The organism is Streptomyces taklimakanensis, assembly GCF_009709575.1.
GTDB classification, from domain to species: domain Bacteria; phylum Actinomycetota; class Actinomycetes; order Streptomycetales; family Streptomycetaceae; genus Streptomyces; species Streptomyces taklimakanensis.
In genome coordinates this window covers 5,475,234-5,500,982 of the sequence record NZ_WIXO01000001.1, presented here as the reverse complement: position 1 = coordinate 5,500,982, position 25,749 = coordinate 5,475,234, and the positions used below count along the sequence as shown (strand labels likewise).

At 74.5% G+C, this 25,749-nt stretch carries 24 protein-coding genes and 2 pseudogenes; 15 read left to right on the top strand and 11 right to left on the bottom strand.

Annotation, left to right across the window (positions count from 1 at the left end; genetic code table 11):
• Positions 1-20 precede the first annotated feature (20 nt).
• Complete coding sequence (locus tag F0L17_RS24230) at positions 21-647, bottom strand: YigZ family protein (RefSeq protein ID WP_155072689.1); 627 nt, start codon at positions 645-647, stop codon at positions 21-23.
• A 125-nt stretch (positions 648-772) separates the two neighbouring features.
• Between F0L17_RS24230 and F0L17_RS24225 the strand changes: the two genes are divergently transcribed.
• The 5 genes and pseudogenes from F0L17_RS24225 (at position 773) to F0L17_RS24205 (ending at position 3,726) form a co-directional block, all read left to right on the top strand.
• On the top strand, positions 773-1,180 hold the full coding sequence (locus F0L17_RS24225; protein WP_155072688.1) for a CoA-binding protein: 408 nt from the start codon (positions 773-775) through the stop codon (positions 1,178-1,180).
• Positions 1,181-1,413: 233 nt separating this feature from the next.
• Positions 1,414-1,595, top strand: a pseudogene (locus F0L17_RS27850) (transposase); the annotation flags it as partial.
• Positions 1,596-1,873: 278 nt separating this feature from the next.
• Entirely contained in the window at positions 1,874-2,449 is a 576-nt protein-coding gene (locus F0L17_RS24215; RefSeq protein WP_155072687.1) for a DinB family protein, read from the top strand.
• Between the two features lie 284 nt (positions 2,450-2,733).
• Positions 2,734-2,928, top strand: a pseudogene (locus F0L17_RS27845) (IS5 family transposase); the annotation flags it as partial.
• A 162-nt stretch (positions 2,929-3,090) separates the two neighbouring features.
• Positions 3,091-3,726, top strand: a complete 636-nt coding sequence (locus F0L17_RS24205; RefSeq protein ID WP_162466639.1) for a dihydrofolate reductase family protein — start codon at positions 3,091-3,093, stop codon at positions 3,724-3,726.
• Between the two features lie 538 nt (positions 3,727-4,264).
• Here the strand turns inward: F0L17_RS24205 and F0L17_RS24200 are convergent.
• The 3 genes from F0L17_RS24200 to F0L17_RS24190 all read right to left on the bottom strand — a co-directional run bounded on the left by F0L17_RS24200 (position 4,265) and on the right by F0L17_RS24190 (position 6,328).
• Positions 4,265-4,642 carry a hypothetical protein gene (locus F0L17_RS24200; RefSeq protein ID WP_155072686.1) on the bottom strand — a complete coding sequence of 126 codons (378 nt, stop codon included), beginning with the start codon at positions 4,640-4,642 and terminating at the stop codon, positions 4,265-4,267.
• 48 nt (positions 4,643-4,690) lie between these two features.
• Positions 4,691-5,245, bottom strand: coding sequence for a YbaK/EbsC family protein (locus tag F0L17_RS24195; RefSeq protein ID WP_155072685.1), 555 nt, complete (start codon positions 5,243-5,245; stop codon positions 4,691-4,693).
• Positions 5,246-5,479: 234 nt separating this feature from the next.
• The gene (locus F0L17_RS24190; RefSeq protein ID WP_162466638.1) at positions 5,480-6,328 is read right to left on the bottom strand and encodes a DapH/DapD/GlmU-related protein; all 849 of its coding nucleotides are present in this window, start codon (positions 6,326-6,328) and stop codon (positions 5,480-5,482) included.
• A 177-nt stretch (positions 6,329-6,505) separates the two neighbouring features.
• Here F0L17_RS24190 and F0L17_RS24185 point away from each other — a divergent pair, with 177 nt between their 5' ends.
• The 3 genes from F0L17_RS24185 to F0L17_RS24175 all read left to right on the top strand — a co-directional run bounded on the left by F0L17_RS24185 (position 6,506) and on the right by F0L17_RS24175 (position 9,612).
• Positions 6,506-7,054: a gamma carbonic anhydrase family protein gene (locus tag F0L17_RS24185; protein ID WP_155072684.1), complete on the top strand. Its 549-nt coding sequence runs from the start codon at positions 6,506-6,508 to the stop codon at positions 7,052-7,054.
• 378 nt (positions 7,055-7,432) lie between these two features.
• A complete protein-coding gene (locus tag F0L17_RS24180; protein WP_238419592.1) occupies positions 7,433-8,236 on the top strand; it encodes a DUF8017 domain-containing protein in 804 nt (267 codons plus the stop codon).
• A complete protein-coding gene (locus F0L17_RS24175; protein ID WP_162466637.1) occupies positions 8,233-9,612 on the top strand; it encodes an MFS transporter in 1,380 nt (459 codons plus the stop codon). Before F0L17_RS24180 ends, F0L17_RS24175 begins: the two co-directional genes overlap by 4 nt.
• Here the strand turns inward: F0L17_RS24175 and F0L17_RS24170 are convergent.
• Positions 9,552-10,454 carry a spermidine synthase gene (locus tag F0L17_RS24170; RefSeq protein WP_202917930.1) on the bottom strand — a complete coding sequence of 301 codons (903 nt, stop codon included), beginning with the start codon at positions 10,452-10,454 and terminating at the stop codon, positions 9,552-9,554. The genes F0L17_RS24175 and F0L17_RS24170 overlap by 61 nt on opposite strands.
• A 92-nt stretch (positions 10,455-10,546) precedes the next feature.
• On the opposite strand from F0L17_RS24170, the gene F0L17_RS24165 reads away from it, so the two are divergent.
• Complete coding sequence (locus F0L17_RS24165; protein WP_162466636.1) at positions 10,547-11,404, top strand: VTT domain-containing protein; 858 nt, start codon at positions 10,547-10,549, stop codon at positions 11,402-11,404.
• 54 nt (positions 11,405-11,458) lie between these two features.
• The gene (locus tag F0L17_RS24160) at positions 11,459-12,331 is read left to right on the top strand and encodes an undecaprenyl-diphosphate phosphatase (RefSeq protein WP_155072682.1); all 873 of its coding nucleotides are present in this window, start codon (positions 11,459-11,461) and stop codon (positions 12,329-12,331) included.
• A gap of 91 nt (positions 12,332-12,422) precedes the next feature.
• On the opposite strand, the gene F0L17_RS24155 is transcribed toward F0L17_RS24160, so the two are convergent.
• The gene (locus tag F0L17_RS24155; protein ID WP_155072681.1) at positions 12,423-13,655 is read right to left on the bottom strand and encodes a CapA family protein; all 1,233 of its coding nucleotides are present in this window, start codon (positions 13,653-13,655) and stop codon (positions 12,423-12,425) included.
• A 216-nt stretch (positions 13,656-13,871) separates the two neighbouring features.
• On the opposite strand from F0L17_RS24155, the gene F0L17_RS24150 reads away from it, so the two are divergent.
• The 3 genes from F0L17_RS24150 (at position 13,872) to F0L17_RS24140 (ending at position 16,586) form a co-directional block, all read left to right on the top strand.
• Entirely contained in the window at positions 13,872-14,825 is a 954-nt protein-coding gene (locus F0L17_RS24150; RefSeq protein WP_338018202.1) for an FAD-dependent oxidoreductase, read from the top strand.
• Between the two features lie 271 nt (positions 14,826-15,096).
• On the top strand, positions 15,097-16,095 hold the full coding sequence (locus tag F0L17_RS24145; protein ID WP_155074133.1) for a PP2C family protein-serine/threonine phosphatase: 999 nt from the start codon (positions 15,097-15,099) through the stop codon (positions 16,093-16,095).
• Positions 16,096-16,229: 134 nt separating this feature from the next.
• Positions 16,230-16,586 carry a hypothetical protein gene (locus F0L17_RS24140; protein WP_155072680.1) on the top strand — a complete coding sequence of 119 codons (357 nt, stop codon included), beginning with the start codon at positions 16,230-16,232 and terminating at the stop codon, positions 16,584-16,586.
• Between the two features lie 21 nt (positions 16,587-16,607).
• Here F0L17_RS24140 and F0L17_RS24135 read toward each other — a convergent pair whose 3' ends face one another.
• Genes F0L17_RS24135 through F0L17_RS24125 form a run of 3 tightly spaced genes read right to left on the bottom strand, consistent with a single transcriptional unit; the run spans position 16,608 to position 20,842 of the window.
• Positions 16,608-19,100 carry a glycoside hydrolase family 65 protein gene (locus F0L17_RS24135; protein ID WP_155072679.1) on the bottom strand — a complete coding sequence of 831 codons (2,493 nt, stop codon included), beginning with the start codon at positions 19,098-19,100 and terminating at the stop codon, positions 16,608-16,610.
• A complete protein-coding gene (locus F0L17_RS24130; RefSeq protein WP_155072678.1) occupies positions 19,097-19,960 on the bottom strand; it encodes an HAD family hydrolase in 864 nt (287 codons plus the stop codon). Before F0L17_RS24130 ends, F0L17_RS24135 begins: the two co-directional genes overlap by 4 nt.
• A 39-nt stretch (positions 19,961-19,999) precedes the next feature.
• The gene (locus tag F0L17_RS24125; protein WP_338018201.1) at positions 20,000-20,842 is read right to left on the bottom strand and encodes a universal stress protein; all 843 of its coding nucleotides are present in this window, start codon (positions 20,840-20,842) and stop codon (positions 20,000-20,002) included.
• Between the two features lie 219 nt (positions 20,843-21,061).
• Between F0L17_RS24125 and lnt the strand changes: the two genes are divergently transcribed.
• Positions 21,062-22,624, top strand: a complete 1,563-nt coding sequence (lnt, locus tag F0L17_RS24120; protein ID WP_155072677.1) for an apolipoprotein N-acyltransferase — start codon at positions 21,062-21,064, stop codon at positions 22,622-22,624.
• Here lnt and F0L17_RS24115 read toward each other — a convergent pair.
• Both F0L17_RS24115 and F0L17_RS24110 read right to left on the bottom strand, forming a co-directional pair.
• Positions 22,596-23,501 (bottom strand): Gfo/Idh/MocA family protein, encoded by a 906-nt coding sequence (locus F0L17_RS24115; RefSeq protein WP_155072676.1) that lies wholly within the window; start codon positions 23,499-23,501, stop codon positions 22,596-22,598. The genes lnt and F0L17_RS24115 overlap by 29 nt on opposite strands.
• Positions 23,502-23,579: 78 nt before the next feature.
• The gene (locus F0L17_RS24110; RefSeq protein ID WP_155072675.1) at positions 23,580-24,797 is read right to left on the bottom strand and encodes an FAD-dependent oxidoreductase; all 1,218 of its coding nucleotides are present in this window, start codon (positions 24,795-24,797) and stop codon (positions 23,580-23,582) included.
• A gap of 91 nt (positions 24,798-24,888) precedes the next feature.
• On the opposite strand from F0L17_RS24110, the gene F0L17_RS24105 reads away from it, so the two are divergent.
• Positions 24,889-25,491, top strand: a complete 603-nt coding sequence (locus tag F0L17_RS24105; protein WP_155072674.1) for a TetR/AcrR family transcriptional regulator — start codon at positions 24,889-24,891, stop codon at positions 25,489-25,491.
• Positions 25,492-25,749: the final 258 nt, after the last annotated feature.

Sequence of the window (25,749 nt, the reverse complement as noted above, 5' to 3'; positions counted from 1 at the left end):
GACCGGACGGCCCGGAGAGGTCACCCGGTGCCGTACGTCTCGCCGCCCGGCTCCAGTCGGGCGGCGCCGGCCGTGGCGTCGGCGAGCCAGGCCCGGAAGGAGTCGACCTCGGACTCGGGCAGCCCGACCTCGATGACGACCTCGGCGCCGTAGCGCACCCCGCGCACGTCCCGCCCGCCGGTGCGCAGGTCGTTCTCGATCCGCCCGGCCCGCTGGTGGTCCACCGTGACGGTGACCAGCCTCATCCGCCGGCGGGTGACCGTTCCCACGGCGTCCAGGGCCTCGCCGACCGCGCCGCCGTAGGCACGGATCAGCCCGCCCGCGCCCAGCTTCACCCCGCCGAAGTAGCGCGTGACGACGGCGGCGGTGTGGCGGACCTCGCGGCGCAGCAGCATCTGGAGCATGGGCACCCCGGCCGTACCGCCGGGCTCGCCGTCGTCGTTCGCCTTCTGCACCCCGGCGTCGGCGCCGACGACGTAGGCCCAGCAGTTGTGGGTGGCGTCCGCGTACCGGGCCCGGACGCGGGCGACGAACGCCCGCGCCTCCTCCTCGGTGGCGACGGGGGCGAGCGTGCAGATGAAACGCGACCGGTTGATCTCGATCTCGTGCGTGCCCTCACCGGCGACCGTCACATACTGCTCCCGCATCCGACCAGCCTAGATCAGGCTCCCGCCGCGGGCTCGGCGCCCTCGTCACGGGCCGGTCCGAAGCGGTGCGCGGCCACCGCGCGACGAGCGGGAATGGTCCGGCCGGGGCACCGGTTGGCAGGGGCATGTACGCAGACGAAGAGACAGTCCGCAGGATCCTGACCGAGAGCGGCGACACCTGGGCGGTGGTCGGCCTGTCGTCCAACCGGGACCGCGCCGCCTGGGGAGTGGCGCGGGTGCTCCAGCGGTTCGGCAAGCGGATCGTGCCCGTCCACCCGAAGGCGGAGACGGTGCACGGCGAGAAGGGGTACGCCTCCCTGGCCGAGGTCCCCTTCCCCGTCGACGTGGTGGACGTGTTCGTCAACTCGCGCCTGGCGGGCGGTGTCGCGGACGAGGCCGTGGCCATCGGCGCGAAGGCCGTCTGGTTCCAGCTCGGCGTGGTCGACGAGGCGGCCTACGAGCGCACCCGCGCGGCCGGAGTGGACATGGTGATGGACCGCTGCCCGGCGATCGAGATCGAGTCACTGCGTTAGAGGTCTTTTTATCCGTAATGCCCGTGTATCCGGCGATTTTCACACCGCCGGGTCGCGGTGCTCGTGCTGCTGGAGACACGGATCGGGTCTTGCCGGTCAGATGGGGTGACGGGTGAGGCGGGAAGTGACTTGTGCCTGTCTCGTTCCAGGACGCCCGGCCTTCATGGACGCGTGCTTCCGATGGTGTCATCGTGAGCCTGGGCGCACTCGGTCCGCGGCGGTACGCCGGGAGCATGCCGACGCGACGCCCGTACCCGAGCGATCCGTCCGATGCCCGCTGGGAGTTGATCGAGCCGGTGCTCCCTGTCTGGCGGCGCGAGCGCCGCCAGACAGGGCCCTGGACTTCGGTCGGCCGCCGGAACACGACCTGCGCGACATCGTGGACGCGATCCTGTACGTGGGCCGCACCGGGGTGTCGAACATGCCGCCGTTCTCGGTATCGACATGGAAACCACCGAGTCTCCGCCGAATTGAAGCCGCAAATCAAAGGGCTGGTGTAACTGCACCTCGGGGCACTCGTGCCAGTCGTGGGCGGCTGTCTGCTGTGTGGATCGTTTGTCAGGGTGAAATGGCAGCGTGTGTTCGGCTTGGTGGACTCGGACCCCGCAGAAGCGAGACGGAGCGGCCGGCCTCAGGCGGGTCCGGAGGCGATATTCAGTGGCGGACACGGCCGATGAGCACCACGATGCGATCATGGACTCAGGCGAGCGCGACAACGATGCGGCGGTGACTCGGTGGACTCCTTCCACCGTCTACCCCGACATGTGGGTCGACCCGGATGACGACCCGCGCGAGACCGAAGTCGAGACGGTCGACGAACGCGGCACTCTGCTGGAGAGTCTGCGCCGCTTCCGCCTCACCATCGAGATGAAGTGCGCGGGCCTGGATGCCGAACAGATGGCCCGGCGCTCCGTACCGCCGTCCACGATGTCCCTGCTCGGGCTGGTGCGGCACATGGCCGAGGACGAACGGCACTTTCGCCGGATGGCCGGTGAGGACTCGCCCAGGATCTACCGCACCGCTGAGGACCGGGACGGGGACTGGAACGGGGCGATCGCCGACCCCGCGGTCGTCGAGGACGCCTGGCGGCAGTGGCGGGCCGAGAGCGAGGTGACCGACCGTTTCATCGCCGGCTTCGCCGACCTCGGCACGCGAACCGGGGAGGCACCGCTCCGCGAGATCCTGGTGGCGCAGATAGCCGAGTACGCGCGGCACTGCGGCCACGCCGACCTCCTGCGCGAGAGAATCGACGGCCGAGTAGGCCAATGATCAACGGTGCCGTTGAAGGTGTGGCGGGAGCTGACCGTCCGGTTCCTGCCCCCTGCTGCCGAACGGCCTTCCACGATCCGGTGCATGCTTGATCCCGAGTTGCCGGAACGGATCACCGCGCGCCGCGCGGAACTGGGCGAACTCGAAGAACAGCCGGTCAGGCAAGTGACGGAAGCGCGGGCCGAGCGGGACGAACTTGCCGTCGCCGAACGCGTCCTCGAACGCGTGAGTGAGCAGCTCGCCGAGGAACGCGCCTCGACCGCGCCGGCGCCCGGGCAGGTGGGTGGGCGGTCGAACGGACCCGTGGCCGGCTCGTGCTCCACCGCCGCCTCGTCCGCGACTACGAGACCCTGCCCGCCCGCTCCGAGGTCGCGATCCACCTTGCCATGACCGACCTTGTGGCCCGCCGCCTCACCAATGAGAACACCATCTCCTGGCGCGACCCCGCAAAGCCGCGTCAACCACAGATTCCGGGATGAAACAACAGGAGGGAACGGCCCCTAAGGAGCTTATTGCCGACATGCGGCCGTGGTGAGGAAGTGGGCGGAGTGAGCCTGCGGCGATGAGCCACGCTCGACCGATGAGATCCGCGCCTCGGTGTGGTCACAACGAGGAACCACGACGGGAGAAAGGACGAACCCGTGAAGCTGACGACCGTCACGAACGTCTCTGTCGACGGCGTGATGCAGGGTCTTGGCGGGTCCGACGAGGACCGCAGGGGCGGATTCGAGCGCGGCGGATGGGCCCTGCCGCTGTTCGACAACGAGGCCGAGGCGTTCCTCGGCCGGGTCTACCAGCGCGCCGACGCGTTCCTGTTCGGCCGGCGGACCTACGAGGTCTTCGCCGGGTCCTGGGGATCCGGCTCCTGGGGGACCGACCAGGGCGACAACCCGATCTCGGTGGCGTTGAACACGCGGCCCAAGTACGTGGTGTCGACCACGCTCACCGACCCGCGATGGGCGGACACCACCGTCCTCTCCGGCGACGTCGCGGCCGCCGTCCGCGACCTGAAGGCCGAGCCCGCGGGGGAACTGCAGGTGCACGGCAGCGGCGCCCTGGTTCGGTGGCTGTTCGACGGACAGCTGGTCGACGAGATCATTCTGCTCACGTATCCCGTGGTCGTCGGCCAGGGCACGCGGCTGTTCCCCGACACCGGCCCGGACGCGGCGCTTGACCTGGTCGACACGCGAACCACCCCGAAAGGGGTGACGATCCAGGTCTACCGGCCCACCGGCCGCCCGCGGTACGCAACGGCCACGCCGACCCCGAGCACGTGACGCAGGTGCCGCCTGGCCTCGCGCTTCCGTGAAGCGGGCTGTCCGACTGGTGGCCGGGCAGAGGATTGTCGAGGTCCTTGTTCCCGCCGCCGGAGGCACTTCTCGGGTGAAGAAGCGCACCGGCCCCTGTCCACGCGTCCGCCTCCCGGGCCGTCGCCCGCCGCGGCCTGCGCACGCCCGACCGATCGGTGCCGCACGACGGCCAACGGCAGAGCGACGACCGCCCCGATCACCGTCGCCACCACCAGGCCGGGATCGTCCGAGGTGAAGGGCCAGGCGACCACCACGGCCAGGGCTGCGGAAGGGAAAGGTCCGGGGCGGCGGCGATCACCCGCCGCCCTGTGCGCCGGACCCGTCCGACGCCCCCGGCCCGATCCCTCCGGCGCCGAACCCACCGGACCACCGCGCGACGGAACCCACCGCGCACACCGCCGGGTGCCGGGCTGATCAACCGACTCCCCGAAGCCCCCTCGAAGGACCTGTACGGCTCCAGCCGCTCCGTCGCCCCCCGCCACCCACCGGTGCCGGGCGGGGTCGCTCACTCGTCGGAGTAGCTGAGTTCCCCCAACGTCCAGCTGCTGACCTCGTCGATGGCGACGCGGTACATCCCCCCGGTGTCGGGGAGGCCGTAGCTCCCCTGGAGGATGCGCGCCACGTGCAGGTGCAGATGGGTGGGCCGGGAGCGTTCCTCGTCCCGACGGGTGTCCTCCCCGGCGGGGTCGAACAGTTCGGCGAACGGCTTCAGCCGCTCGGAGTCCCGCAGGACCTCGGCAATCCGCGCCTTCCAGACGGACTCGGGCGCCAGCCTGCCGGTGATGACCGCACCGGGCACCACCACGGTGAGGGGCATCTGATTGCTCTGCTCGGTCTCCACCTTCTCGGCGATGTCGACGAGCAGGTCATCGTGGATCGACATGTGGGCAGGGTAACGTCCGCGACGGGTTCCGGTCCCTGGCGAGGGGGGTCAGGCGGTGATCGGAACGCCGAGTCCCTCCACCACCCGCGCTCCGGGAAGGCGGGCGAGGAGCCTGCCCGGCACCAGCAGCTTGCCCCGGCGGCGCCCACTGCCGACGACGGCGTACTCGGTGTCGGCGACGGCGGCGTCCACCAGCAACGGCCAGTCCTCCGGCAGCCCGATCGGGGTGATGCCGCCGTACTCCATGCCGGACTCGCCGACGGCCGTCTCCATGGGGGCGAAGGACGCCTTGCGGGCGCCCAACTCGCGCCGGACCAGGCGGTTGACGTCGGCGCGGGTGTGGGCGAGGACCACACAGGCGGCCAGGGTGGTCTCCTGGCCGCGGCGCCCGGCGACGACCACGCAGTTGGCCGAGCGCTCCGGCGGGACGGCGTGGACCTCGCCGAACCGGGCGGTGTCGGCGTCGTCCGGGTCGCTGTCGACGTAGACGACGCCGTCGGCCGGGACGGGACCGCGCAGCGCGGCGGCGACCGGCGGGGCGAGCAGGTCGAGCTTCTCGGTGACCGGCCAGGCCTCGCTGAACTCTCCGATGGGCACGCGCATGGCGGGCACGCTAGCAGTTCCGTCCGGGCGCGCGAGGACCTCGGTGGTGTTCGACGGGCACGTCCACGGCCGTGCCCGTCGAGGTCGGCCGCCCGGCTCGCGGAGGCACGGTGGTCGGGCCCCGACCCCGGAACCGGGATCACCGCAACCAGTGGTAGCGGGCCACGTACAGCAACAACGCCAGGCCGTGCAGGGCCACGGCGAAGATCAGCAGTAGGCGCAGGTTCCGGTTGTTCACGGCGCACGCATCCCGTCGGTCTCCCGTTCCGTCCCGATGGCCGGTGCTCCCCCCGGCGGGCGACCGGCCGTCGACTCCAGTCTGCCCCCTTCGTCCCCGGAGACGTCGAGCGCCGCCAGGGCGAGGAGCTGCTCGGAGGTGACCCCCTCCGGGAGCGGCGGGGGCGGCGGGGTGCGCAGCGGGGGGCGCCAGCCCTCCTCCGGCTCCCAGCGCCGTACGACCTTGGCGGGCGCGCCGGCGACCACGCAGTGGTCGGGCACCTCGCCGCGCACCACCGACCCGGCCGCCACCACCACGTTCCGCCCCAGCCTCGCCCCCGGCAGCACCACGGCCCCCGTGCCCAACCAGCCGCCCGGACCGATCTCCACGGGGGCCGATCGCGGCCACTGCCGGCCGACCGGGAGGTGGGGGTCGTCGTAGGAGTGGTTGGTGGAGGTGATGTAGACGTACGGGCCGCAGAAGACGTCGTCCCCGATCGACACGCCCGCGGCGGCCGTGTCGGCGACCACGTGGCTGCCGCGCCCGAGCACCACGCCGTCGCCCAGCCGCAGCACCGTCTCCGGCCCGAGGTCGAGGCCGGGCATCATCCCGGCGGTCAGCGTGACCTCCGCGCCGATCACGCAGTGGGCGCCCAACTCGATCCACTCCGTGCCGAAGAGCGTGCCCTGCGGGAAGGCCAGTCGGGTGCCCGCGCCGATGCGGCGGAACGCGTGCGGTCCCGGGCGTTCGGCCGTGACGGCGCCCGCCCGCTGCGCGTGCCGCCACAGCGCGTGCACCGTTCGGGAGGCCAGGCCGGACACGGTGCGGGAGAGCCGGGATGAGAACGTGTTCCTGTCGTTGGGCACCCGCTCACGGTAGACGCCCCGCGGTACGGTGCGCCGACCGTCGGGCTGTGATCCTCACCCCACCCGACGCCGGTCCGTCGCGTACGGTTCCGTGGTGACGTGGCCGCCCGGGGGAGCGCGGGACGGGGCCGGTGGGCCGGGTGGCGAGGAAGTCGGAGAGGTCGGAGGGCGGCGCGGATGGAGCGGCGGGCGATGGTCGCGGGCGTGGCGGGCAGGGAACCGGTGGTGCACCCGGAGGCGTACCTCGCCCCGACCGCCGTGGTGGTCGGCGAGGTGGAGCTCGGGGCGGGCTCGGGGATCTGGTACAACGCGGTGCTCCGGGGCGACTGCGCCGCCGTCACCGTCGGCGCCGGGAGCAACGTCCAGGACAACTGCACCGTGCACGCCGACCCCGGCTTCCCGACGGTGGTGGGCGAGCGCGTCTCGGTGGGCCACAACGCGGTGCTGCACGGGTGCGTCGTCGAGGACGACGTGCTGATCGGGATGGGCGCCACGGTGCTGAACGGAGCCCGGGTGGGCGCCGGTTCGCTGGTGGCGGCGCACGCCCTGGTCCCGCAGGGCATGGAGATCCCGCCCGGCTCCCTGGTCGCCGGGGTGCCCGCCCGGATCCGGCGGGAGCTGACCGCCGAGGAGCGGGAGGGCATCGTCCTCAACGCCGAGGTCTACCGGGAACTGGCCGACACCCACCGGGAGACGCTCACGGTCCGGGAGGACGGCCCCGCCTGACGGGCCCCGCGACGGACGGGCGGGCCCGACCGCGTACCGGGTCCGTACCGATGCGGGGGCGGCCGTGGTCACCTCGGGGCGTCGCCCTTAGTGTTCTGCTCCATGTGGCCAGGACAGCAGACCGGGGGCGAGCAGGACCCTCGCAACCAGCAGCCCAATCCGTACCGGACCCCCGGGTACCAGGCGCCGAACCCGTACCGGACGCCCGGGTACCAGGCCCCGAACCCGTACCGGCAGGACCGGCCCGGTGCCCCCTGGGGCGGGCCCGCGGCCCCCGGCGCCCCGCAGCCGCCGCACGGCGACGGCGGGGCGAACGGCACGGGAGGGAACACGGGAGGGAACACGGGAGGAAAGGGGCGCGGGGGGCGCGGGGTCGTCGTGACGGCCATCGTCGCGGCCGTCGCGGTGATCGCCGCGGCCGTGGTCACCGGCGTCCTCGTCCTCGGTGGGGACGACGGGGGGAACCGCGCCGAGGGCGGCGGCACGGCCGCCTCTCCCGGCACCGGATCCAGCGCCGAGGAGAGCGCCCCGGCCGAGGTCCCGAGCGCGCCCGAGGACGACCCCGGCAACCCACGCGACGGCCTCGCCCCGAAGAAGCCCGACCCGGTGGTGCCCGGCTGGCAGGTCGTCACCAACGCCAAGCACCACAGCGCCTTCGACGTCCCCGCCGACTGGAAGCTCGGCACGGAGACGACGATCGTCGGCTACGGGCAGAAGGACGAGGGGGACGTCTTCGCCGGGCCGCAGGTCGCCTTCAGCGCCCCGGCGACCTACCGGGACGGCTGGTGCGAGGAGGGCCACACCAGGGACGAGCGCGCCATCGTCGGCAGCAAGGGCGGCCAGGGGTCCCGCAGCACCGCCGAGGGCGCGGAGATCGCCGCGAAGAACTTCGTCTACTTCGCCTACGGCGAGCAGGAGGAGACCGTCGAACGGACCGAGGCGAAGGAGTTCTCCAACGAGCACGGCATCACCGGGCACATCGCCACCGCCACGGCCACCGGGGTGAAGAAGAAGGGCAAGTGCGACTCCGACGGCAAGGCCGTCGCCGTGTCCTGGATCGACGGCGAGAACGACCTGCGCATCTGGGTGTTCCTCACCGACATCGGGGTCGAGGACGAGGTGCCGCAGAAGACCATCGACACGATGGCGGCCAGCCTGCGCCCCTACGCGGAGAAGGAGTGACGGCCCCGAAGGCGACCGGGAGCCGGACGGGGCGGCCGTCCCGCCCGGCCTGGGCGGGCCGCAACTACACCCTGCTGACCGCCGCCGCCGTGATCACCGGCCTGGGCAACTCGGGCGCGCTGATCGCGGCGGCGTTCGCCGTGCTCGCCTCGGGCGGCGACGGAACCGACGTGGGGCTGGTCGCCGCCGCCCGCACCGTCCCCCTGGTCGTCCTGCTGCTGGTCGGCGGGGCCGTCGCCGACCGGCTGCCCCGCCACCGGGTGATGGTGGCGGCCAACGCGCTCAACTGTGTCTCCCAGGGCGTCTTCGCGGCGCTGGTGATCACGGGGGAGGTGCGGCTGTGGCAGATGGTGCTGCTCTCCGCGCTGGGCGGCACCGGACACGCGTTCTTCGCCCCGGCCGCCGAGGGCATGGTCCTGGCCACCGTCCGCGGCGAGCAGGCCGGGCGCGCCTTCGCGGTCTTCCGCATGGGCGTCAACGGTGCCTCCATCGGGGGCGCGGCGCTCGGCGGCGCGCTGATCGCCGCCCTCGGCCCCGGTTGGGTACTGGCCGTGGACGCCGCCGCCTTCGCGGTGGCGGGGGCGCTGCGCGCTGCGCTGGACCTGACCGACATGCCCGGACGCGTACCGGGCGGCGGGCTGCTGGGAGACCTGCGCGACGGCTGGCGCGAGGTGGTGGGGCGCCCCTGGCTGTGGGCCATCGTCCTGCAGTTCTCCGTGGTCAACGCGGTGGTCGCGGCGGCCGAGGCGGTGTACGGGCCGCAGGTCGCCGAGGAGCACCTGGGCGGCGCCCGGCCGTGGGGCCTGGCGCTGGCCGCCTACGGCGCGGGCACGGTGCTGGGCGGACTGCTGATGGTCCGCCTCAGACCGCGCCGCATCCTGCTCGTGGGCACGCTGTGCGTCTTCCCGCTGGCGCTGCCCTCGGCCGCGCTGGCGGTACCGGTGCCGGTGGCGTGGCTGGTCGCGGCGATGTTCGCCACCGGTGTCACGCTCGAGGTGTTCGGGGTGACCTGGATGACGGCGCTGCACCAGGAGGTGCCCGAGGAGAAGTTCTCCCGGGTCTCCGCCTACGACTGGTTGGGGTCCATCGCCCTGGTCCCGGTGGCCACCGCCGCGGCCGGCCCGGTCGAGACGCTGGTGGGGCGGCCCGCCGCGCTGTGGGGCTGCTCGGCCCTGGTGGTGCTGTTGACGGCCGCGGTGCTGTGCGTGCCGGACGTGCGGAACCTCACCCGGCGCGGCGCCCCGGCGGCCCCCGGTGCCCCCGTCGCCTCCGGCGGTTCGGGGACGCCCGGCGCGCCCGTCGTCGCCCCCGGCGGTCAGCCGACCACGAAGGCGCCGTCCGGCGGTTCCGGCGAGGGCGCCGACTCGCCGTCCTGAACCGGACGGGCGTCTCCCACCAGGCGCTCCAGGGCGTCGCCGTGCACCACCCGCGCGGGGAAGGGGTCGGCGGCGACCCGTCGGGCCAGCTCCGCCACGGGCGGCTCGGCGCGGGAGGCGACCGGCACGACGTTGCCGAAACGGCGGCCCCGCAGCACGGCGGGCTCGGCGACCAGGCACAGCCGGCCGAGGACCGCGCCGAGGCCGGCCAGTTGGGAGCGGAGGAAGGCGAACGGCGCGGCGTCGGCGAGGTTGGCGACGTAGAGGCCGCCCGGCCGCAGCACCCGGGCGGCCTCCCGCGCGCAGCCGAGGGTGGTCAGGTGGGCCGGGATCCGCGCGCCGCCGAAGACGTCGACGACCAGCACGTCCACCGATGCCGGCGGCCGGGCGCGCAGCGCCTCCAGCGCGTCCTCGGCCCGCACCTCGATCCCGCTGCCCTCCGGCAGCGGCAGGTGCTCGGTGACCAGGTCCAGCAGGGCCCGATCGCGGTCCGCCACCCACTGGCGGGAGCCGGGTCGGGTGGCCGCCAGGTAGCGGGGCAGGGTCAGGGCCCCGCCGCCCAGGTGCAGGACCTCCAGTGGAGCCCCGGGGGCGGCGGCGAGGTCGAGGACGTGGGCGATGCGGCGCGTGTACTCGAACTCCAGGTGGGTCGGGTCGTCGAGGTCCACGTACGACTGGGGCGCGCCGTCCACGGTCAGCAGCCAGGCCCGCGCCCGGTCCACGTCGGGCAGCAGCCGCGCGGTGCCCAGGTCCACGGCACCGGTCACGGGGACCGGTTCGGCCGCCGGTTCGGCCGCCGCCCGGTTCGTCTGGTCCGCCCGGTCCGTCCTGTCGCTGCCCATCGGCCCATTGTGGCGGCTGGCGGGGGCGCGACCGGGGCGGGGTCCCCTCCTGTCCGGGCGCGTGCGTCACCTCCGTCGGTTACGCTCCCTCGGTGCTCGTCCCCGCTCGGCAGTCCGCAGGCCCCGCCGCCCGGTGCGCCTCGGTGCTGTTCTCCCCGTGGTCCCGTCTGTCCCTCCTCGCCGTGCTGTTGGTCGCCGCCGCCACGACCGTGGCCCTCCACGACCCGCAGCACCTGCTGACCGACGCCCGACCGCCCCGGCTGTCCGGCGCCGGCGCGGTGGTCGCGTTCGCCGCCGCGTACGGTCTGTGCACGGCGGCGCTGGTGCCCCGGCCCGTGCTGAACCTGGCCGCGGGCGCCCTCTTCGGCGCCTGGTCGGGCACGGCCGCGGCCGTGGCCGGGACGGTGCTCGGCGCCGGGATCGCCTTCGGACTCGGACGGCTGCTGGGTCGGGACGCGCTGCGTCCGCTGCTGGTGAGGGGCCGCTGGATGGAAGCCTGCGACCGACGGCTGAGCCGACACGGCTTCCGCTCCGTGCTGGTGCTGCGGGTGCTGCCGGGCATCCCGTTCGCCGTCTCCAACTACGGCGCCTCGGTGACCCGGGTGCGCTGCTCGGCGTTCCTGGCCGGCACCGCGCTGGGCTGTGTGCCCAACACCGCCGCGTACGCCGTCGCCGGCAGTCGGGCGGCCGATCCGACCTCCCCGGTCTTCCTGATCGCGTCCGCCGCCATCGCCGTTCCGGCGGTGGTCGCGGCCCTCGTCGCCTGGCGCGGGCACCCGGGGGCGCGGCGGCCGTGGGCGGCGGTGCGGTCCGAGCCGGCCGGAGCCACGGGAACCGGGGTTCCGGAACCGGCGTCCGAGAAGTCGCCGCGCGGGTCCGTCACCGGGCCGGTACGCGCGGGCGACAGGCGTTCGCCCGCCGTTTCCCTGCCCGTTCCGGACCGGCCATAGCATCTGCCCGACCCGACCGAAGATCATCAAGAAACAGGGACGAGCACACCCGACATGTCTTGGTTCGAAGCGTTCATCCTCGGGCTCGTCCAGGGGCTGACCGAGTTCCTGCCCATCTCCTCCAGCGCCCACCTGCGGCTGACCGCGGTCTTCGCGGGGTGGGAGGACCCCGGCGCGGCCTTCACCGCCGTCACCCAGATCGGCACCGAGACCGCCGTGCTGATCTACTTCCGCAAGGACATCGCGCGGATCGTCTCCGCCTGGTTCCGCTCCCTGTACGACCGGCGGGCGCGCAGCGAGCACGACGCCAAGCTGGGTTGGCTGGTGATCGTCGGCTCCATACCCATCGGCGTCCTGGGCCTCAGCCTCAAGGACCACATCGAGGGCCCCTTCCGGGATCTGCGGCTGATCGCCACCACACTGATCGTGCTGGGCGTCGTGCTGGGCGTGGCCGACCGGCTGGCGGCCCGCGACGCGAGCGGCGGACGGCACCGCGCCGTACGGGAGCGCAAGGGTCTGGAGAAACTGACCGTGCGCGACGGCCTGCTGTACGGCATGGCCCAGGCGATGGCGTTGGTCCCGGGCGTGTCCCGGTCGGGCGCGACGATCAGCGGCGGCCTGTTCATGGGCTACTCCCGCGAGGCGGCCGCCCGCTACTCGTTCCTGCTGGCCATCCCCGCCGTGCTCGCCTCCGGCCTGTTCGAGCTGACGGAGATCGGCGAGGGACACGTCTCCTGGGCGCCGACGCTCTTCGCCACCGTCCTGGCCTTCCTGGTGGCCTACGCGGTCATCGCCTGGTTCATGAAGTTCATCTCCACGAAGAGCTTCATGCCCTTCGTGGTCTACCGCATACTGCTGGGCCTGCTGATCTTCGGACTCATCGCGGCCGGGGTGATCTCGCCGCACGCGGGCGAAGCGGTGGGCTGAGGGACCCGTCCCACCACCTTCCGCCTCCGGCCTCCCGCCCCGGGCGGCCCTGGGGTCGGCCCGCCGCGGCGCCGCCCGGGGCGGGGACCGGTCACCGGGCCTCGGTCAGCCCGTCCTCGGCGGCGCCCCGGCTCAGCACCGCCTCGCGCACCCGTTCGCGCACCTCGGGGAAGTTCTCCCCGGTGGCGCGGACGACGCGGAAGGGCGGGCCGGTGTCGGAGTGGCCGACCAGGAACTCCGCCCGTGTCACGGTCCAGCCCTCGCCGTCGGGCTCGGGGGCGAAGGTGAAGCGGGCCATCGAGCCCTCGTTGCCGCTGCGCTTGTCGGCCGGGACGAAGCCGGCGACCTGGTCGCCCAGCCCGTAGACCACCCAGGTGCCGTTCACCTTCTCGTAGGGCTGTGGAACGTGGTTGTGGGTGCCGACGACCAGGTCTATGTCCCCGCGGCCGTCGGTGCGCGCGGCGGTCAGCTCCCGGGCGAGCCGGAGCTGCGTCGGGTCGGGGGCCTGCTGCCACTCGGTGCCCCAGTGGACACTGACGACCACCACGTCGGCTCCGGCCCGGCGGGCGGCGCGGGCGTCGGCGATCACCCGTTCCGGTTCCAGCAGCCGTACCGCCCAGGGGCGTTCCTCGGGGATCGGGATGCCGTTGGTCCCGTAGGTGTAGGCGAGGTGGGCGATCTCGGCCCCGCCCGCCCGCAGCACGGCCGGACGGGCGGCCTCCGTCGCGCTGCGGGCCGTGCCCGCGTGCCGCACCCCGGCCTCGTCCAGGGCGTCCAGGGTGCGGCGCACCCCGTCGAAGCCGTCGTCGAGGCTGTGGTTGGAGGCGGTCGAGCAGCTGTCGTAGCCCGTCGCCCGCAGCGCCTCGGCCAGCTGCGGCGGCGAGCGGAACAGCGGATAGCCGGTGAAGGGGCCGTCCTCGTCGCCGTAGGGGGTCTCCATGTGGCACAGCGCGATGTCGGCGGAGGCGACGACCGGCCTCACCCCGGCCAGGATGTCGGTGAAGTCGTGGCCCTTCCCGCCCGCGTCCAGTCGCGCCTGCCGGATGATCGAGGGGTACGGGATGATGTCGCCGGTGGCGACCACGGTGAAGGACCGCCGTTCGTCGGCCGGCGCCGCGTCCCCCGCGCCGCCGGCCGGGGTGTCACGGCCGGTGCACGAGGCCAGGACGGCGAGCGCCAGGAGAACGGCCGCCGGGGCCGCGACGCGTATTCGGCCGGCGTGCGCGCCGCCTCCCGGGCGGGGTCCGCGTCGGAGGCCGGGCCGGTGTCCCGCCACCGTCCGTCGGGTCCGTTCCGTCCGCGTGCCGTCGTGCGTTCCGCGCATCTTCCGTCTCCGTCCCTCGGGTGCGTCACCCCCGAACGGCCGTGCCGTCCCTCCTCCCGGCAGCGTGGGCGGTCGCGGCGCGGGGGGCATCCGGGGAGGGGTTCCGCTGGGCCGGCCGGGCGAACGGAGCGGGACGGGTGTTGGAATGTGGGGTGTCGCCCACCGGGCGGTGGAACGGAGTGGCGGACCAGGGGCGGACCAGTGGCGGAGGGAACGGTGGACGAGACGGTGGGTGTCGGGACCGACGCGGCCTCCGCCGGGGAGACGGACCTGCTGGTCGTCGGCGGCGGCCCGGCCGGATGCGCCGCCGCCGTGATGGCGGCGAGCGTGGGGCTGCGCACCCTGGTGCTGGAGGCGCGGCGGGAGCTGTGCGGCAGGCTGCGGTACGTCCGTCGCCTGGAGAACGTGCTGGGCGGTTTCTCCTCCGGCGCCGAGTTCGCCGCGTCGGCGGCCGCCGACGTGGCACGGGCCGCCGGGTGCCGGGTCGAGTACGGCGCGCGCGTGGTCCGTCTCGCCGCGCACGACGACCACGTGGCCGTCACGCTGGAGTCGGGCGCGCTCCGCACCGCCGCCCACGTCGTCGTCGCCACCGGCACCGGCCCGCTGGGCCCCGCCGGGACCGACTGGCTCGACGGTCCCGGCGGGCCGGCCGCCGCCCCGCTGTGGGAGTCCGGACCCGAGGAGTGGGCGGGGCGGACGGTCCTCGTGTTGGGCGCCGACCGGCCGCTGGGCACTGTGCTGCGCGCTTTCCCGACGGTGGCGGCCCGCTTCCTGGTGGCGTACCCGCCCTCGGACGACCACAGGGCCGACGAGGTGCGCGCCGACCCCCGCGTCGAGTTGGTCCCGGTACGACGTGCCGTTCTGCCGACCGGACGGGAGCGGGCGCGGCCCGGCGACCGGTTCGTGGTGGAACTCGTCACCACCGGGGGCGGGGTGTTGCGCCGGGAGGCGGACGCGGCGTACCTCAACCTCGGCAACGTCCCCGTGCGCCCCCTCGGTGACCTGGTGTGCGGGACCGACGGCTACTGCCCACCGGACCGGCAGCGTCCGCGCGTCCATGTGGCGGGTGACCTGCGGTCGGCGCGCGCCCAACGGATCATGACGGCGGCCGGGTCGGGCGGCGAGGCCGCGCTGCGCGCGTACTACGCGCTGCGCGGGGTGCGCGGGTAGACCGGAGGGCCGCCGCCGGGAAGCACCGTCGGGAGACGCCCGCCGGGAGACGTCCGCCGGAAAGCACAGCCGGGAGCCGGACGGTGGTCCACACGGCCGTTCCCGGGGGCGGTACGCCCGGCCCGACCGGGCCTCGCTTTTCCGCGCCGCCTCCGGCTGGGAAGCTTGGTGCAGGCAGCCGCGGGGGCACCCGCACCGATTTCCGGAGTCCGACTTGGCCGAGCGCACCGACGACAGTTACCGACTGCTGGCCGCCCTCCCGTTCGTCTCCATGGCCGTCGTCGCCCTGGTGGACGTGACGGCGGGGCCGGACGTGGGGTTCCTGCCGCTGTTATCCCTGGGCCCCGCCTTCGCCAGCCTCGTCGGCGGCATGCGCCGTACCGCGCTGATCGGGCTGTTGGCCCTGCTGCTGTGCCTGTGTCTGACCGCCTTCAACGACCTGTTGTGGTCGATGCGCGGCTACACGGCCCTGATCTCGGTGGTCGGGGTGGCGGTGGCCGGGTTGGTCGCCGCCGCCATCCGACAACGGCACGAGGCGGAACTGGCCAGCATGCGGTCCATCGCGGAGGTGGCCCAGCGGGTGCTGCTGCGTCCGGTGCCGCGCGCGGCGGGCCATCTGCGGGTGGCGGTCTCCTACACCTCCGCGGTGGCCGAGGCGCGGATCGGGGGCGACCTGTACGAGGTCGTCAACTCCCCCTCGGGGGTCCGGCTGATCGTGGGCGACGTACAGGGAAAGGGCCTGGAGGCGGTGGAGACGGCCGCCGTGGTGCTGGCCGCGTTCCGGGAGGCCGCGTACGACGAACCGGACCTGACGGCGGTGAGCGCCCGGCTGGAGAGATCGGTCAACCGGCACATGGGGGCGGAGCGGTTCGTCACCGCCGTCCTGGCCGAGACGCACGAGGACCGCTCGGTCACCCTGCTCAACCACGGTCACCCGTCGCCGCTGGTCGTCCGCGCGGACGGTGCGGCCCACCCGGTGGAACCGCCCGAGACCGCTCCGCCGCTGGGCACGGGATTCGACCTCAAACCGCCCGAGCCGTACGGGGTGACCCTCGCCCCCGGCGACCAGATGCTGCTGCACACCGACGGCGTCACCGAGGCGCGCGATCCGGAGGGCGATTTCTACCCGCTCGTGCGGCGGTCCTTCCTGCTGCGGGAGGCGAGCCCGGACATCGCGCTGGAGTCGCTGCGCAGGGATCTGGTGGCCCACGTGGGCGGACCGCTGCACGACGACGCGGCCATGCTGCTCCTGCGCTACCGGGACGGCTGACCCGGGGGGCCACCCCGGCACGAACCTTCGCGAATCACTGCGCAACGGGAGGTTCAATCCCTCGAACGGGGTACCCGCCGAATCGTTGTCCGTTGTTCCGCCGTTCCGGACGTCGAGTGAGCGAAGCCGAGATCATGAAAGAATCCCGCCTCACCCTACGAGAACTCCGCATCCTGCACGAGACCGAACGGGCGCTGCTCCGGGACGCCCGGCTCGCCGAGGCCTTCCGGGAGTTCCGGGAGATCCGGGAGGCCCGGGAGGCCCGGGAGCCCGACGGCTCCGGCCCGGAGGCCGGGCCGGGCACCGGGCCGGCCTCCCCGGACTCCCCGGCGTCGCACCGACTGTGGCTGCTCGTCGGGATCTGCGCCTTCCTGGTTCCCGCCCTGATGGTCCTGCATCCGGGCGTCGGGGCACTGGCGTTCCTGTCGGTGTCGATCGTGTGCGCGGCGGGCTGGGTCAGCCACCGCCGGGGGCGTCGGGGAGCGGGCTGACCCGGTCCGCCCCCGTGCCGTTCAGCCTCCCGTCAGGCGCAGCCCGCACGACTCGCCGGGCTCGACGGTGACGGTCCGGTCGGGCAGCACCAGCCGCACCGGGCCCTCGGCCGACACGGGCAGGCCGATCTCCAGCTCGTTCCGCCGCATCCGCACCCCGATGTCCCAGTGGTGCCGGTAGCGCATGGTGAAGCCGAACTCCGAGAGCTCCGGCAGCGGCGCCGGATCCAGCCACAGACCGTCCGCGCGGGGCCGCATCCCGGTCAGTCCGCGCTGCACGAGGTCCAGCGTCCCGGCCATCGCGCCCAGGTGGATGCCCTCGGCGGTGGTGCCGCCCTGGATGTCGGCGATGTCGCCGACCAGGGCCTCCTGCACGAACCGCCAGGCGTCCGGACGTCGTGCCCGGGCCAGCACCCACCCGTGCACCAGGGCGCTCAGCGTGGAGCCGTGGCTGGTGCGGCGCAGGTAGTGGTCGACGGTGCGCCGCCACAGGTCGTCGTCGAGGGTGTGGCCGAGCCGGCGGAACAGGTCCGCCAACTCGACGGGCGGGAACAGGTAGCCGAGCATCAGCACGTCGGCCTGTTTGGAGGCCCGGTAGCGGTTGGCGGTGTCCCCCTCGGCCTCCAGGATCCGGTCCAGTCGCCGGATGTTCCCGTACCTCCTCCGGTAGCCCTCCCAGTCCAGCTCGGCCAGCTCGCCATAGCCCTCGAACTGGCTGACGACTCCCTCGTGGAAGGGCACGTGCAGCCGCCGGGAGACGTCCTGCCACCGCTCGGTGGTCCCCTCGTCGATCCCCAGGTCCCGACACAGCTCCTCGCGCAGCGGCTCCGGGAGGAGCTCCAGGGTCTCCAGGGCCCGGGAGAGCACCCAGGCGGCGGTGACGTTGGTGTAGGCGTTGTCGTCCAGGCCCGGACGGTCGCTGTCGGGGTACGCCTCGTGGTACTCGTCGGGGCCCACCACCCCGAGGAGGCGGTAGCGCTCGCGCTCGGGGTCGTACCGCGCGGCGCTCCCCCAGAACTGGGCGATCCTCAGCAGGGTCTCCGCGCCCCGGGAGTGCATGAAGTCGGTGTCGCCGCCGGCCTGCCAGTACTGCCACACGTCGTAGGCGACCGCCGAGCCCACGTGATACTGGAGGTGGGAGTGGTCCGGCAGCCAACGCCCCGAGCGCGGGTTCAGGTGCAGGGTCTGAGTCTCCTCGCGCCCGTCGCTGCCGCTCTGCCAGGGGAACATCGCCCCGGCGTACCCGTTGTCCGCGGCCGCCCGCACGGCCTCGGGCAACCGTCGGTGCCGGTAGGTCAGCAGGGCGCGGGAGACCTCCGGGAAGTGGACGTTGAGGTAGGGCAGGACGAACAGTTCGTCCCAGAAGACGTGTCCCCGGTACGCCTCGCCGTGCAGTCCGCGCGCGGGCACCCCGACGTCCAGGTCGGCGGTGTGCGGGGAGAGGGTCTGGAGGAGGTGGAAGAGGTGCACCCGCAGGATGTGCCCCGCCTCGCCGGGGACGTCCAAACCCGTGTGCCGCCACAGCTCCGCCCAGGCCACCTCGTGGGTCCGGAGCAGTTCGGGGAAGTCGGGCGCGTGGCCGATGTCCTCCAGGGCGGCCCGGAGGGGGTCGCCGGCCACGGGATCGTGGGAGGTGTGCAGGGCGACGGTCTTGTCGACGGTGATCGGCCGTCCGGGCCGGACGGCGAAGGTCACCAGCCGGGCGGGCCGGAGACCGTCGAGATCGGTGCGGGCGGCCAGGGGCTCGCCGTCCTCCGCCCGGGTGCGGGCGGCCACCGCGATGCCGGTTCCGGAGGTGGTGGTGCGGCAGTGCACCCAGACGGTGTCGGGCCCCGCCGAACCCGTCTCGTGGTCGGTCAGGTGGCGTCCGTTGAGGGCCCGGTAGCGTTCGACGCCCGCGTTGGTGACGCCGCCGTCGAGGGCGGACTCGACCTCCAGGACCACCGGCCGGTCCTCGGCCGTGAAGGTGGTGCGCAGGGCGGCCAGGTGGGGCCGGCCCATGTGGACCAGCCGGCGCTGCTCGACCCGCACCCGCCGTCCCGAGGGGGCCGTCAGGCGCAGCGTCCGGGTCAGGACGCCCCGCCTGAGGTCCAGGACCTGTCGGTACTCCGACGGAGCGTCCCGGTCCGGTGACCACCAGTCGGTGCCCGGCGCGCCGGGGCGGTGCGGGCCCGCGGCGTTCTCCCGGTGCTCCGCGTCCCCCTCGGCGTCGGGGACGTCGGGGACGTCGGGGACATCGAGAAAACGAAAGCGGAGGGGCAACCAGTTGGGCAGGTTGACCATGTCCTCGTTCTCGACCTGCCGATCCCCCACGGTGGACACCAGCCGGTTGTAGCAGCCCGCCGCGTACGTGCCCGGGTAGTGCGGCCCGCCGGCGTCCGCCTCGGGTGCCGCGCCCCGGGTGGCGAAGTACCCGTTGCCCAGGGTGCACAGCGCCTCGCGCAGCCTCTCCTCCGAGGGGTCGTACCCCTGGTAGCCCCACGTCCACCGGTCCTCGGAGCGTTCCACGGTCATCGCTTCCCCTCGTCGTGCGCGCCGCCGGGCGCACCGTCACACCCGGTCGACAGTTCGGCCAGGTCGGTCACGACCACGTCGGCACCGCGGTCGTACAGGTACCGCGCACCGGTGGGTCCCCCCGTCCGGTCCACGCCGACGACCAGGCCGAAACCGCCTCGTCGGCCCGCCTCCACGCCCGCCGGCGCGTCCTCGACGACGGCCACCTCCGGCGGGGGCACGCCCAGCCGGGCGGCGGCCGCCAGGAAGACGGCGGGGTCCGGCTTGCCGGGCAGGCCCAGCCGGGCCGCCTCCACGCCGTCCACCACCGCGTCGAACAGCCCCAGCACCCCGGCGTCCGACAGCAGTTCCCGCGCGTGCCGGGAGGCGGAGATCACCGCCATGGGCGTCCCGGCGCGGCGCAGGAACCGCAGCAGTCGCGTCGCGTCGGGCCAGACGTCGACCCCGTCCCGCCGCAGCGCGGCGACGAACGACCGCTCCTTGCGCGCGGCGACGGCCCGGACGGTGTCGTTGCCGGGCGGATCGTCCGGCGTGCCCTCCGGCAGGCGCAGTCCCCGGGAGGCGAGGAACGCGGCGGCGCCGTCCAAGCGCGACCTGCCGTCCACGAGGCGCCGGTATTCCTCCCGCACGTCGAACGGGCGGAACCGGTCCGTCCCGCCCTCCGACCCCGGCCCCCCGCCCGTGCGTTCCCGCCACTCGCGCAGACAGGCGTCGAACGCCTCCTTCCAGGCGGCGGCGTGGAGACGGGCGGAGTCGGTGATCACCCCGTCGGTGTCGAAGACCACGGCCCGCACCCCGCGCGGGCGGGGAGCCGGCTCCCCCGTCCCTCGGGGATCCTGCGGTGCGGCGGCGAACGACATGGGAAGTGTCCGTCCGGTCGGGGCGGCCGAGGCCGCGGGTCAGATGTGCTCCGGCACGAGGGCGACCGGGCTCTCGGCGTGGTGGAGGACGGCGTGGGCCACCATCCCCAGCTGGAGCCCCGGACGGTTCTGCCGGCGGTGTGCCCCCAGCACCAGCAGGTCCGCCCTGCGCGACTCGTCCAGCAGCACCGCGCGTGCCGAGCCCTCCGGAGCGTGGAGCCGCAGGTCGGTCCCGGGGTACTCGCGCGCCGGGTCGCGCAGGGTCTCGTCCAGGTACTCCAGCGCCTCCCTCCGGCGCGCCCCGGAGAGGTTCCCCTGGATCAGCGGGTGGCTCCCCGCGGCGTGGGCGGGGCGGCGCCAGGTCCGCACGGCGTGCAGCTCGCACCCGCGGACGGCGGTCTCGCGGAAGGCGAAGCGGGCCGCGGGGGCGCCGCCCTCGACCCTGTCCCCGACCCCGAGGACGATCCGTCGGTGCCCGCCGGCCCGCGCCGTCCCGTCACCGCGCACGACGACGACCGGGCAGTCGGAACGCCCCGCCACCGACAGCCCCACCGAGCCCAGCAGCAGTCCGGTGATCCCGCCCCGGCCCCGGGAGCCGACGACCACGGCGAGGGCGTTCCGTCCCGCGTGGACCAGGGTCTCGGCGGGGTCCCCGGTCAGGATGACGGTGTCCGGCCGCAGGTCGGGGGCGTTCTGTCGGACGCGCTCCACCGCTGCGGCCATCAGTTCCTCCGGGTCCGGGTCGCCCTCGTCCCTCCGTTCGGCGGCGTGGACCAGGCGCAGCGGCACCGCGTGGCGGACCGCCGCGGCCACGGCCCAGTCCACCGCGAGCAGACCGGGTTCGGAACCGTCGACGCCCACCAGCAGGGGCAGTTCCACCACCACGCCTCCTTCTCACGCCCTTCTTCCGGTCCTCCCGGCCCTCTCCCGGCTCCTTTCCGCGAGTTTCTCCGGGTTCCTCAGGATTCCTCCGGTTCCCTCCGGGATCCTTTCGGTTCCTCGCCGCTCCGGGGCCATCATCCGGCGGTTCCTGGGAACGGTGACCCGATATGGGCCGCCGAAACCCCTGGGCGGTTCCCGGCCGAGGCGAGGAGGCGCGGCATGCGGGTGGTCCACCGGGCCCGGTGGTGGCGCGGCGCGCTCGCGGTGGCGGCCGGCGCGCTGCCCGTCCTGGCCTTCCCCGCGCCGTCGTTGTGGTGGTGGGCCTACGGGGCCCTGGTGCCGTGGATGCTGCTGCTGCGCTCCGCGGACGGGGGGCGCCGGGCCGCCGTGGAGGGTTGGCTGGGCGGTGTCGGCTTCCTGCTGGCCGGTCACCACTGGCTGGCGCCGAGTCTGCACGTCTTCCTCGTGGTGGTGGCGGCGTTGGTGGGCCTGCTGTGGGCGCCCTGGGGGTGGCTGGTGCACCGGCTGCTGGCGGGCGCGCCGGGGCCGGGACGGGCCCTGGCGGCCGTGGCGCTGGTGCCGTCGGCGTGGCTGACGGTCGAGCTGGTGCGCTCCTGGGAGTACCTGGGCGGGCCGTGGGCGCTGCTCGGGGCCAGTCAGTGGCAGGTCCCGGCCGCGCTGCGGCTGGCCTCGCTGGGCGGGGTCTGGCTGGTCACCGTGTGGGTGGTGGCCGTCAACACCTCGCTGACACTGCTCGGGACGGCGCCCCGGGCCCGCCGCGCCGCGGCGGCCGCCACCGTGGCGTGCGCGCTGCTCCCGGTGGCGGTCTGGGCGTGGGCGCCGCCGCCGCGGCCGGGGGACACCGTCCGGGTCGCGGTGGTGCAGCCGGGCGTCGTCGAGGGGGCGGACGTGCGTTTCGACACCGGTGAACGGCTGACCCGCTCCTTGGCGGGCCGGGGCGCGGATCTGGTGGTGTGGGGCGAGAGCAGCGTGGGGTACGACCTGGACGACCGTCCGGACCTGCGGGAACGGCTGGCCGAACTGTCCGCGCGGGTCGACGCGCCGCTGCTGGTCAACGTGGACGCGCGGCGCTCGGACCGACCGGGGATCTTCAAGAGCTCGGTGCTGGTGGGCCCGGACGGCCCCACCGGGGACCGCTACGACAAGATGCGGCTGGTCCCGTTCGGCGAGTACGTTCCGGCCCGCTCGCTGCTGGACTGGGCGACGGCGGTGGGCAGGGCGGCCGAGGAGGACCGCGGGCGCGGGGACGCCCCGGTGGTGATGGAGACCGCCGCGGTGCGGCCGGGGCCGCTGGTGTGCTTCGAGTCGGCCTTCCCCGACATGAGCCGGGCGCTGGTGCGCGAGGGCGCCGGGCTGCTGGTCGCCCAGTCGGCGACCTCCACCTTCCAGGAGAGCTGGGCACCGCGGCAGCACGCCTCCCTGGCGGCGCTGCGGGCGGCCGAGACCGGGCGCCCGGTGGTGCACGCCACGCTGACGGGGGTGAGCGCGGCGTACGGGCCGCGCGGCGAGCCGGTGGGCGAACCGCTGGGCACCGACCGGAGCGGGGCGGTGGTGTACGAGGTGCCGCTCGCCTCGGGCACCAGCCCCTACGTGCGGTTCGGCGACTGGGTGCCGGCCGGCGCGCTGGGCGCGCTGGCGGCGGCCGGCGTGTCGGCCGCCGGGCGGGGGCGGGGGTGGGGGCCGCGTCCGGGCCGGCGGCGAGGGGCCGGGCGGCACGAGGCCGCCGACACCGTCAGGCGGCCTGCTCCAGCGCGGCGGTGACGACCCGTTCGCACAGCTCGTGGGTGCGCAGCGCGTCCTCGGCGCTCAGGTGCCGCCCGGCGCGCACCGCGTCGAGGAAGGCGAGGGTGATCTGTTCGATGCCGCGCTGGCGGGCCACGGGCACCCAGTCCCCGCGGCGGCGGACGCTGGGTTGGCCCTTGTGGTCGACGATCTCCGCGAGGTTGAACACCTGGCGCTTGGTGTCCTGTCCGGAGACCTCCAGAATCTCCTCGGTGCTGCCGCTCATCCGGTTCATCACGCCGATCGCGGTGAACCCGTCGCCCGACAGTTGGAGCACCACGTGGTGCAGCAGCCCGTCCCGGACGCGGGCGCGGACGTCCACGTGCTCGGCCGGGCCGGGCAGCAGGAAGCGGAGGGTGTCGACGACGTGGACGAAGTCGTCGTAGACCACCACGCGCGGGTCGGCGGCCAGTCCGACGCGGTTCTTCTGCATCAGCACCAGTTCGCGCGGATGCTCCAGGCACTGTGCGTAACCGGGCGCGTGGCGGCGGTTGAAGCCGACGGCGAGCGACACGCGCCGCTCGTCGGCCAGCCGGACCAGCCGTTCGGCCTCGGGCAACTCGTAGGCGAGCGGCTTGTCGACGTAGGTGGGCACTCCGGCGTGGAGCAGCCTGGTGACGAGGGCGGGGTGCTCGACCGTCGGGGCGTGGACGAACGCCGCGTCGAGGCCGACGGCGAGCAGCCCGTCGAGGTCGCCGTGGCGCTGCCGCTCGGGGACGCGGTGGGCCTCGGCGGTGCGCTCCAGGGTGGCGCGGGTGCGGGTGTGGAGGTGGAGTTCCAGGCCCGGCTGGGTGGTGAGCACCGGCAGGTACGCCTTGTGCGCGATGTCGCCGAGCCCGATCACGCCGACCTTCATGTGGCCTTCCCCTTCGTCCGCCGGGCCGTCGGCCGGGCCGCCTGCCGGTTCGGCCGGTCCGTCGGCCGCGCCCGCCCGTCAGCGGTCCGTGTCCGCCCGAGTCGTCTCCCGTGTCCCGGCAGCATACGGCTCCGGCGGCCGCCAGTCGGCGATGCCGTCCAGCCCGCGCAGGGCCAGGCGCGGTCCGAACCGGTCGACGACGGTGAGGGCGGTGTCGCGCAGCGCCCGGGCGGGCCGGGCGGAGACGCCGGCCAGCCGCGCCACCCGGGCGGAGCGGCGCACCACCTCCGTGGTGCGGGGCAGCCGGTCGCGGGTGTGGGCGGCCAGGGCCCGGGGAACGTCGGCGGCGTCGGGCGCGGCGTGGTGCGCCAGGACGACGGCGTCCTCCAGCGCCTGGCAGCCGCCCTGGCCGAGGTTGGGCGCCATCGCGTGGGCGGCGTCGCCGAGCAGCGCGGTGCGACCGCGGTGGTGGGCGGGCAGCGGTCCGGCGGCGCGGTACACGTCGTTGCGCAGGACGGCGTCGTCCGAGGCGGCGGCGATCAGTTCGGGCACCGGGCGGTGCCAGTCGCCGAAGCGGCGCAGCAGTTCGGCCCGTTCGCCGTCCGGTGCCCGTCCTCCCGCGGGAGCGACGGCGGTGGCGTAGGCGTACACCCGGCCGTCGTGCAGCGGGACGGTGCCCCACAGCGCGCCGCGACCCCATGTCTCGTGGGGGGTGAAGGGCGTTTCGGGCGCGGGGACGACGAACCGCCAGGCGGTGGACCCGGTGTGGCGGGGTTCGGGGTGGCCGGGGAAGAGCGCCGCTCGGGCGGCGGAGTGGATGCCGTCGGCGGCGACGACGAGGTCCGCGGTGATCTCCTCGCCGCCGTCGGTGCGCACGGTCGCGGGCCGGCCGTCCGCGCCCGGATCCGTGAGCCGGGCCGGGGTTCCGGTGCGGAGGACACCCTCGGGCAGGCGGGACAGGAGGAGGGCGACGAGGTCGGCCCGGTGGGCGACGACGACGGGTCCCCCGAAGCGTTCGGCCGCGGCCTGCTGGGTGGTGCGGGAGAGCCAACGACCGGAGGGGGTGCGCAGTCCGCCCTCGTCCTGCCAGGCGGACATGGCACGGACGGTGTCGCCGAGCCCGATGACGTCCAGGGCCCGTTGGGCGTTGGGGGCCAGGGCGATGCCCGCGCCGACCGGCTCCAGGGAGGGGGCGCGTTCGAGGACGGTGACCGACCAGCCGCGCCGGTGCAGGGCCGCGGCGGCCGCCAGTCCGCCGATTCCGGCGCCGACGACGACGGCTCGGGGCTGGGGCATGGCGGTGTCCTTCCCCGACGGGGTCTCACTACAGATGTAGTGACAGCTACGACGTTACTACACCTGTAGTGAGGGCGGTAGATTGGCGGGCATGGCTTCCGGCAAGACCTCCGCCCCCCGACCCTCCCGGGCCGAGTCGATCGCCGACACCGCGATCGACCTGCTCGCCGAACGCGGCCTGCGCGGGCTGACCCACCGGGCGGTGGACGAGGCGGCCGGCCTGCCGCAGGGCTCCACCTCCAACCACGCCCGCACCCGCGAGGCCCTGCTGGAGGCGGCGGTACGGCGACTGGCCGTCCGTGAGGCGGACGTGTTGGCGCCCCGGGAGATGCCCGACCCCGACGCCGGCTCGGAGGCGATGGCCGAGGCACTGGCCCTGGCCCTGCACCGCTACCTCACCCGGCACCGCCGGCTGGCGGTCGCCCGTTACGAACTGGCGCTGGAGGCGACCCGGCGTCCCGCCCTGCGGGCCGCCTACGACCGGGCCGGGACCCGCGCCTTCCGCGAGCCGTTGGTGGCGGCGATGGCCGCCGCGGGCTCGTCCGCGCCCGAGCGGCACGCGCTGTCCCTGATCGCCTGGTGCGAGGGCGTGATGTTCTCCTGCACGGCGGGCTCCCACCACTCGACGGTGCCGGACCCCCAGGAGCTGCGGACCGGGCTGGGCGAGCTGTTGCGGGGCATGCTGGGCGGCTGACGCCCGGACGTCCCCCGGTACCGTTCGCCTCCCGCGCACGGTTCCCTCCACCCACCGGGCCGCTTCCGTTCGCCCGAGTCACTCCTGCGGGGAGTTCCCGACGGTCACCGCGTACCGCAGAGTGGGCGGGTGCGACGCATGAGAAGCGCCCTGACCCTGGCCGGGGTCGCCTTGGCCACGCTCTCCGGATGCGTGTCGGTGGCGGGCGAGCACCACCCGGAGGAAGGCCACCGGTCCTCCCCGCCCCCGGGTCACCCG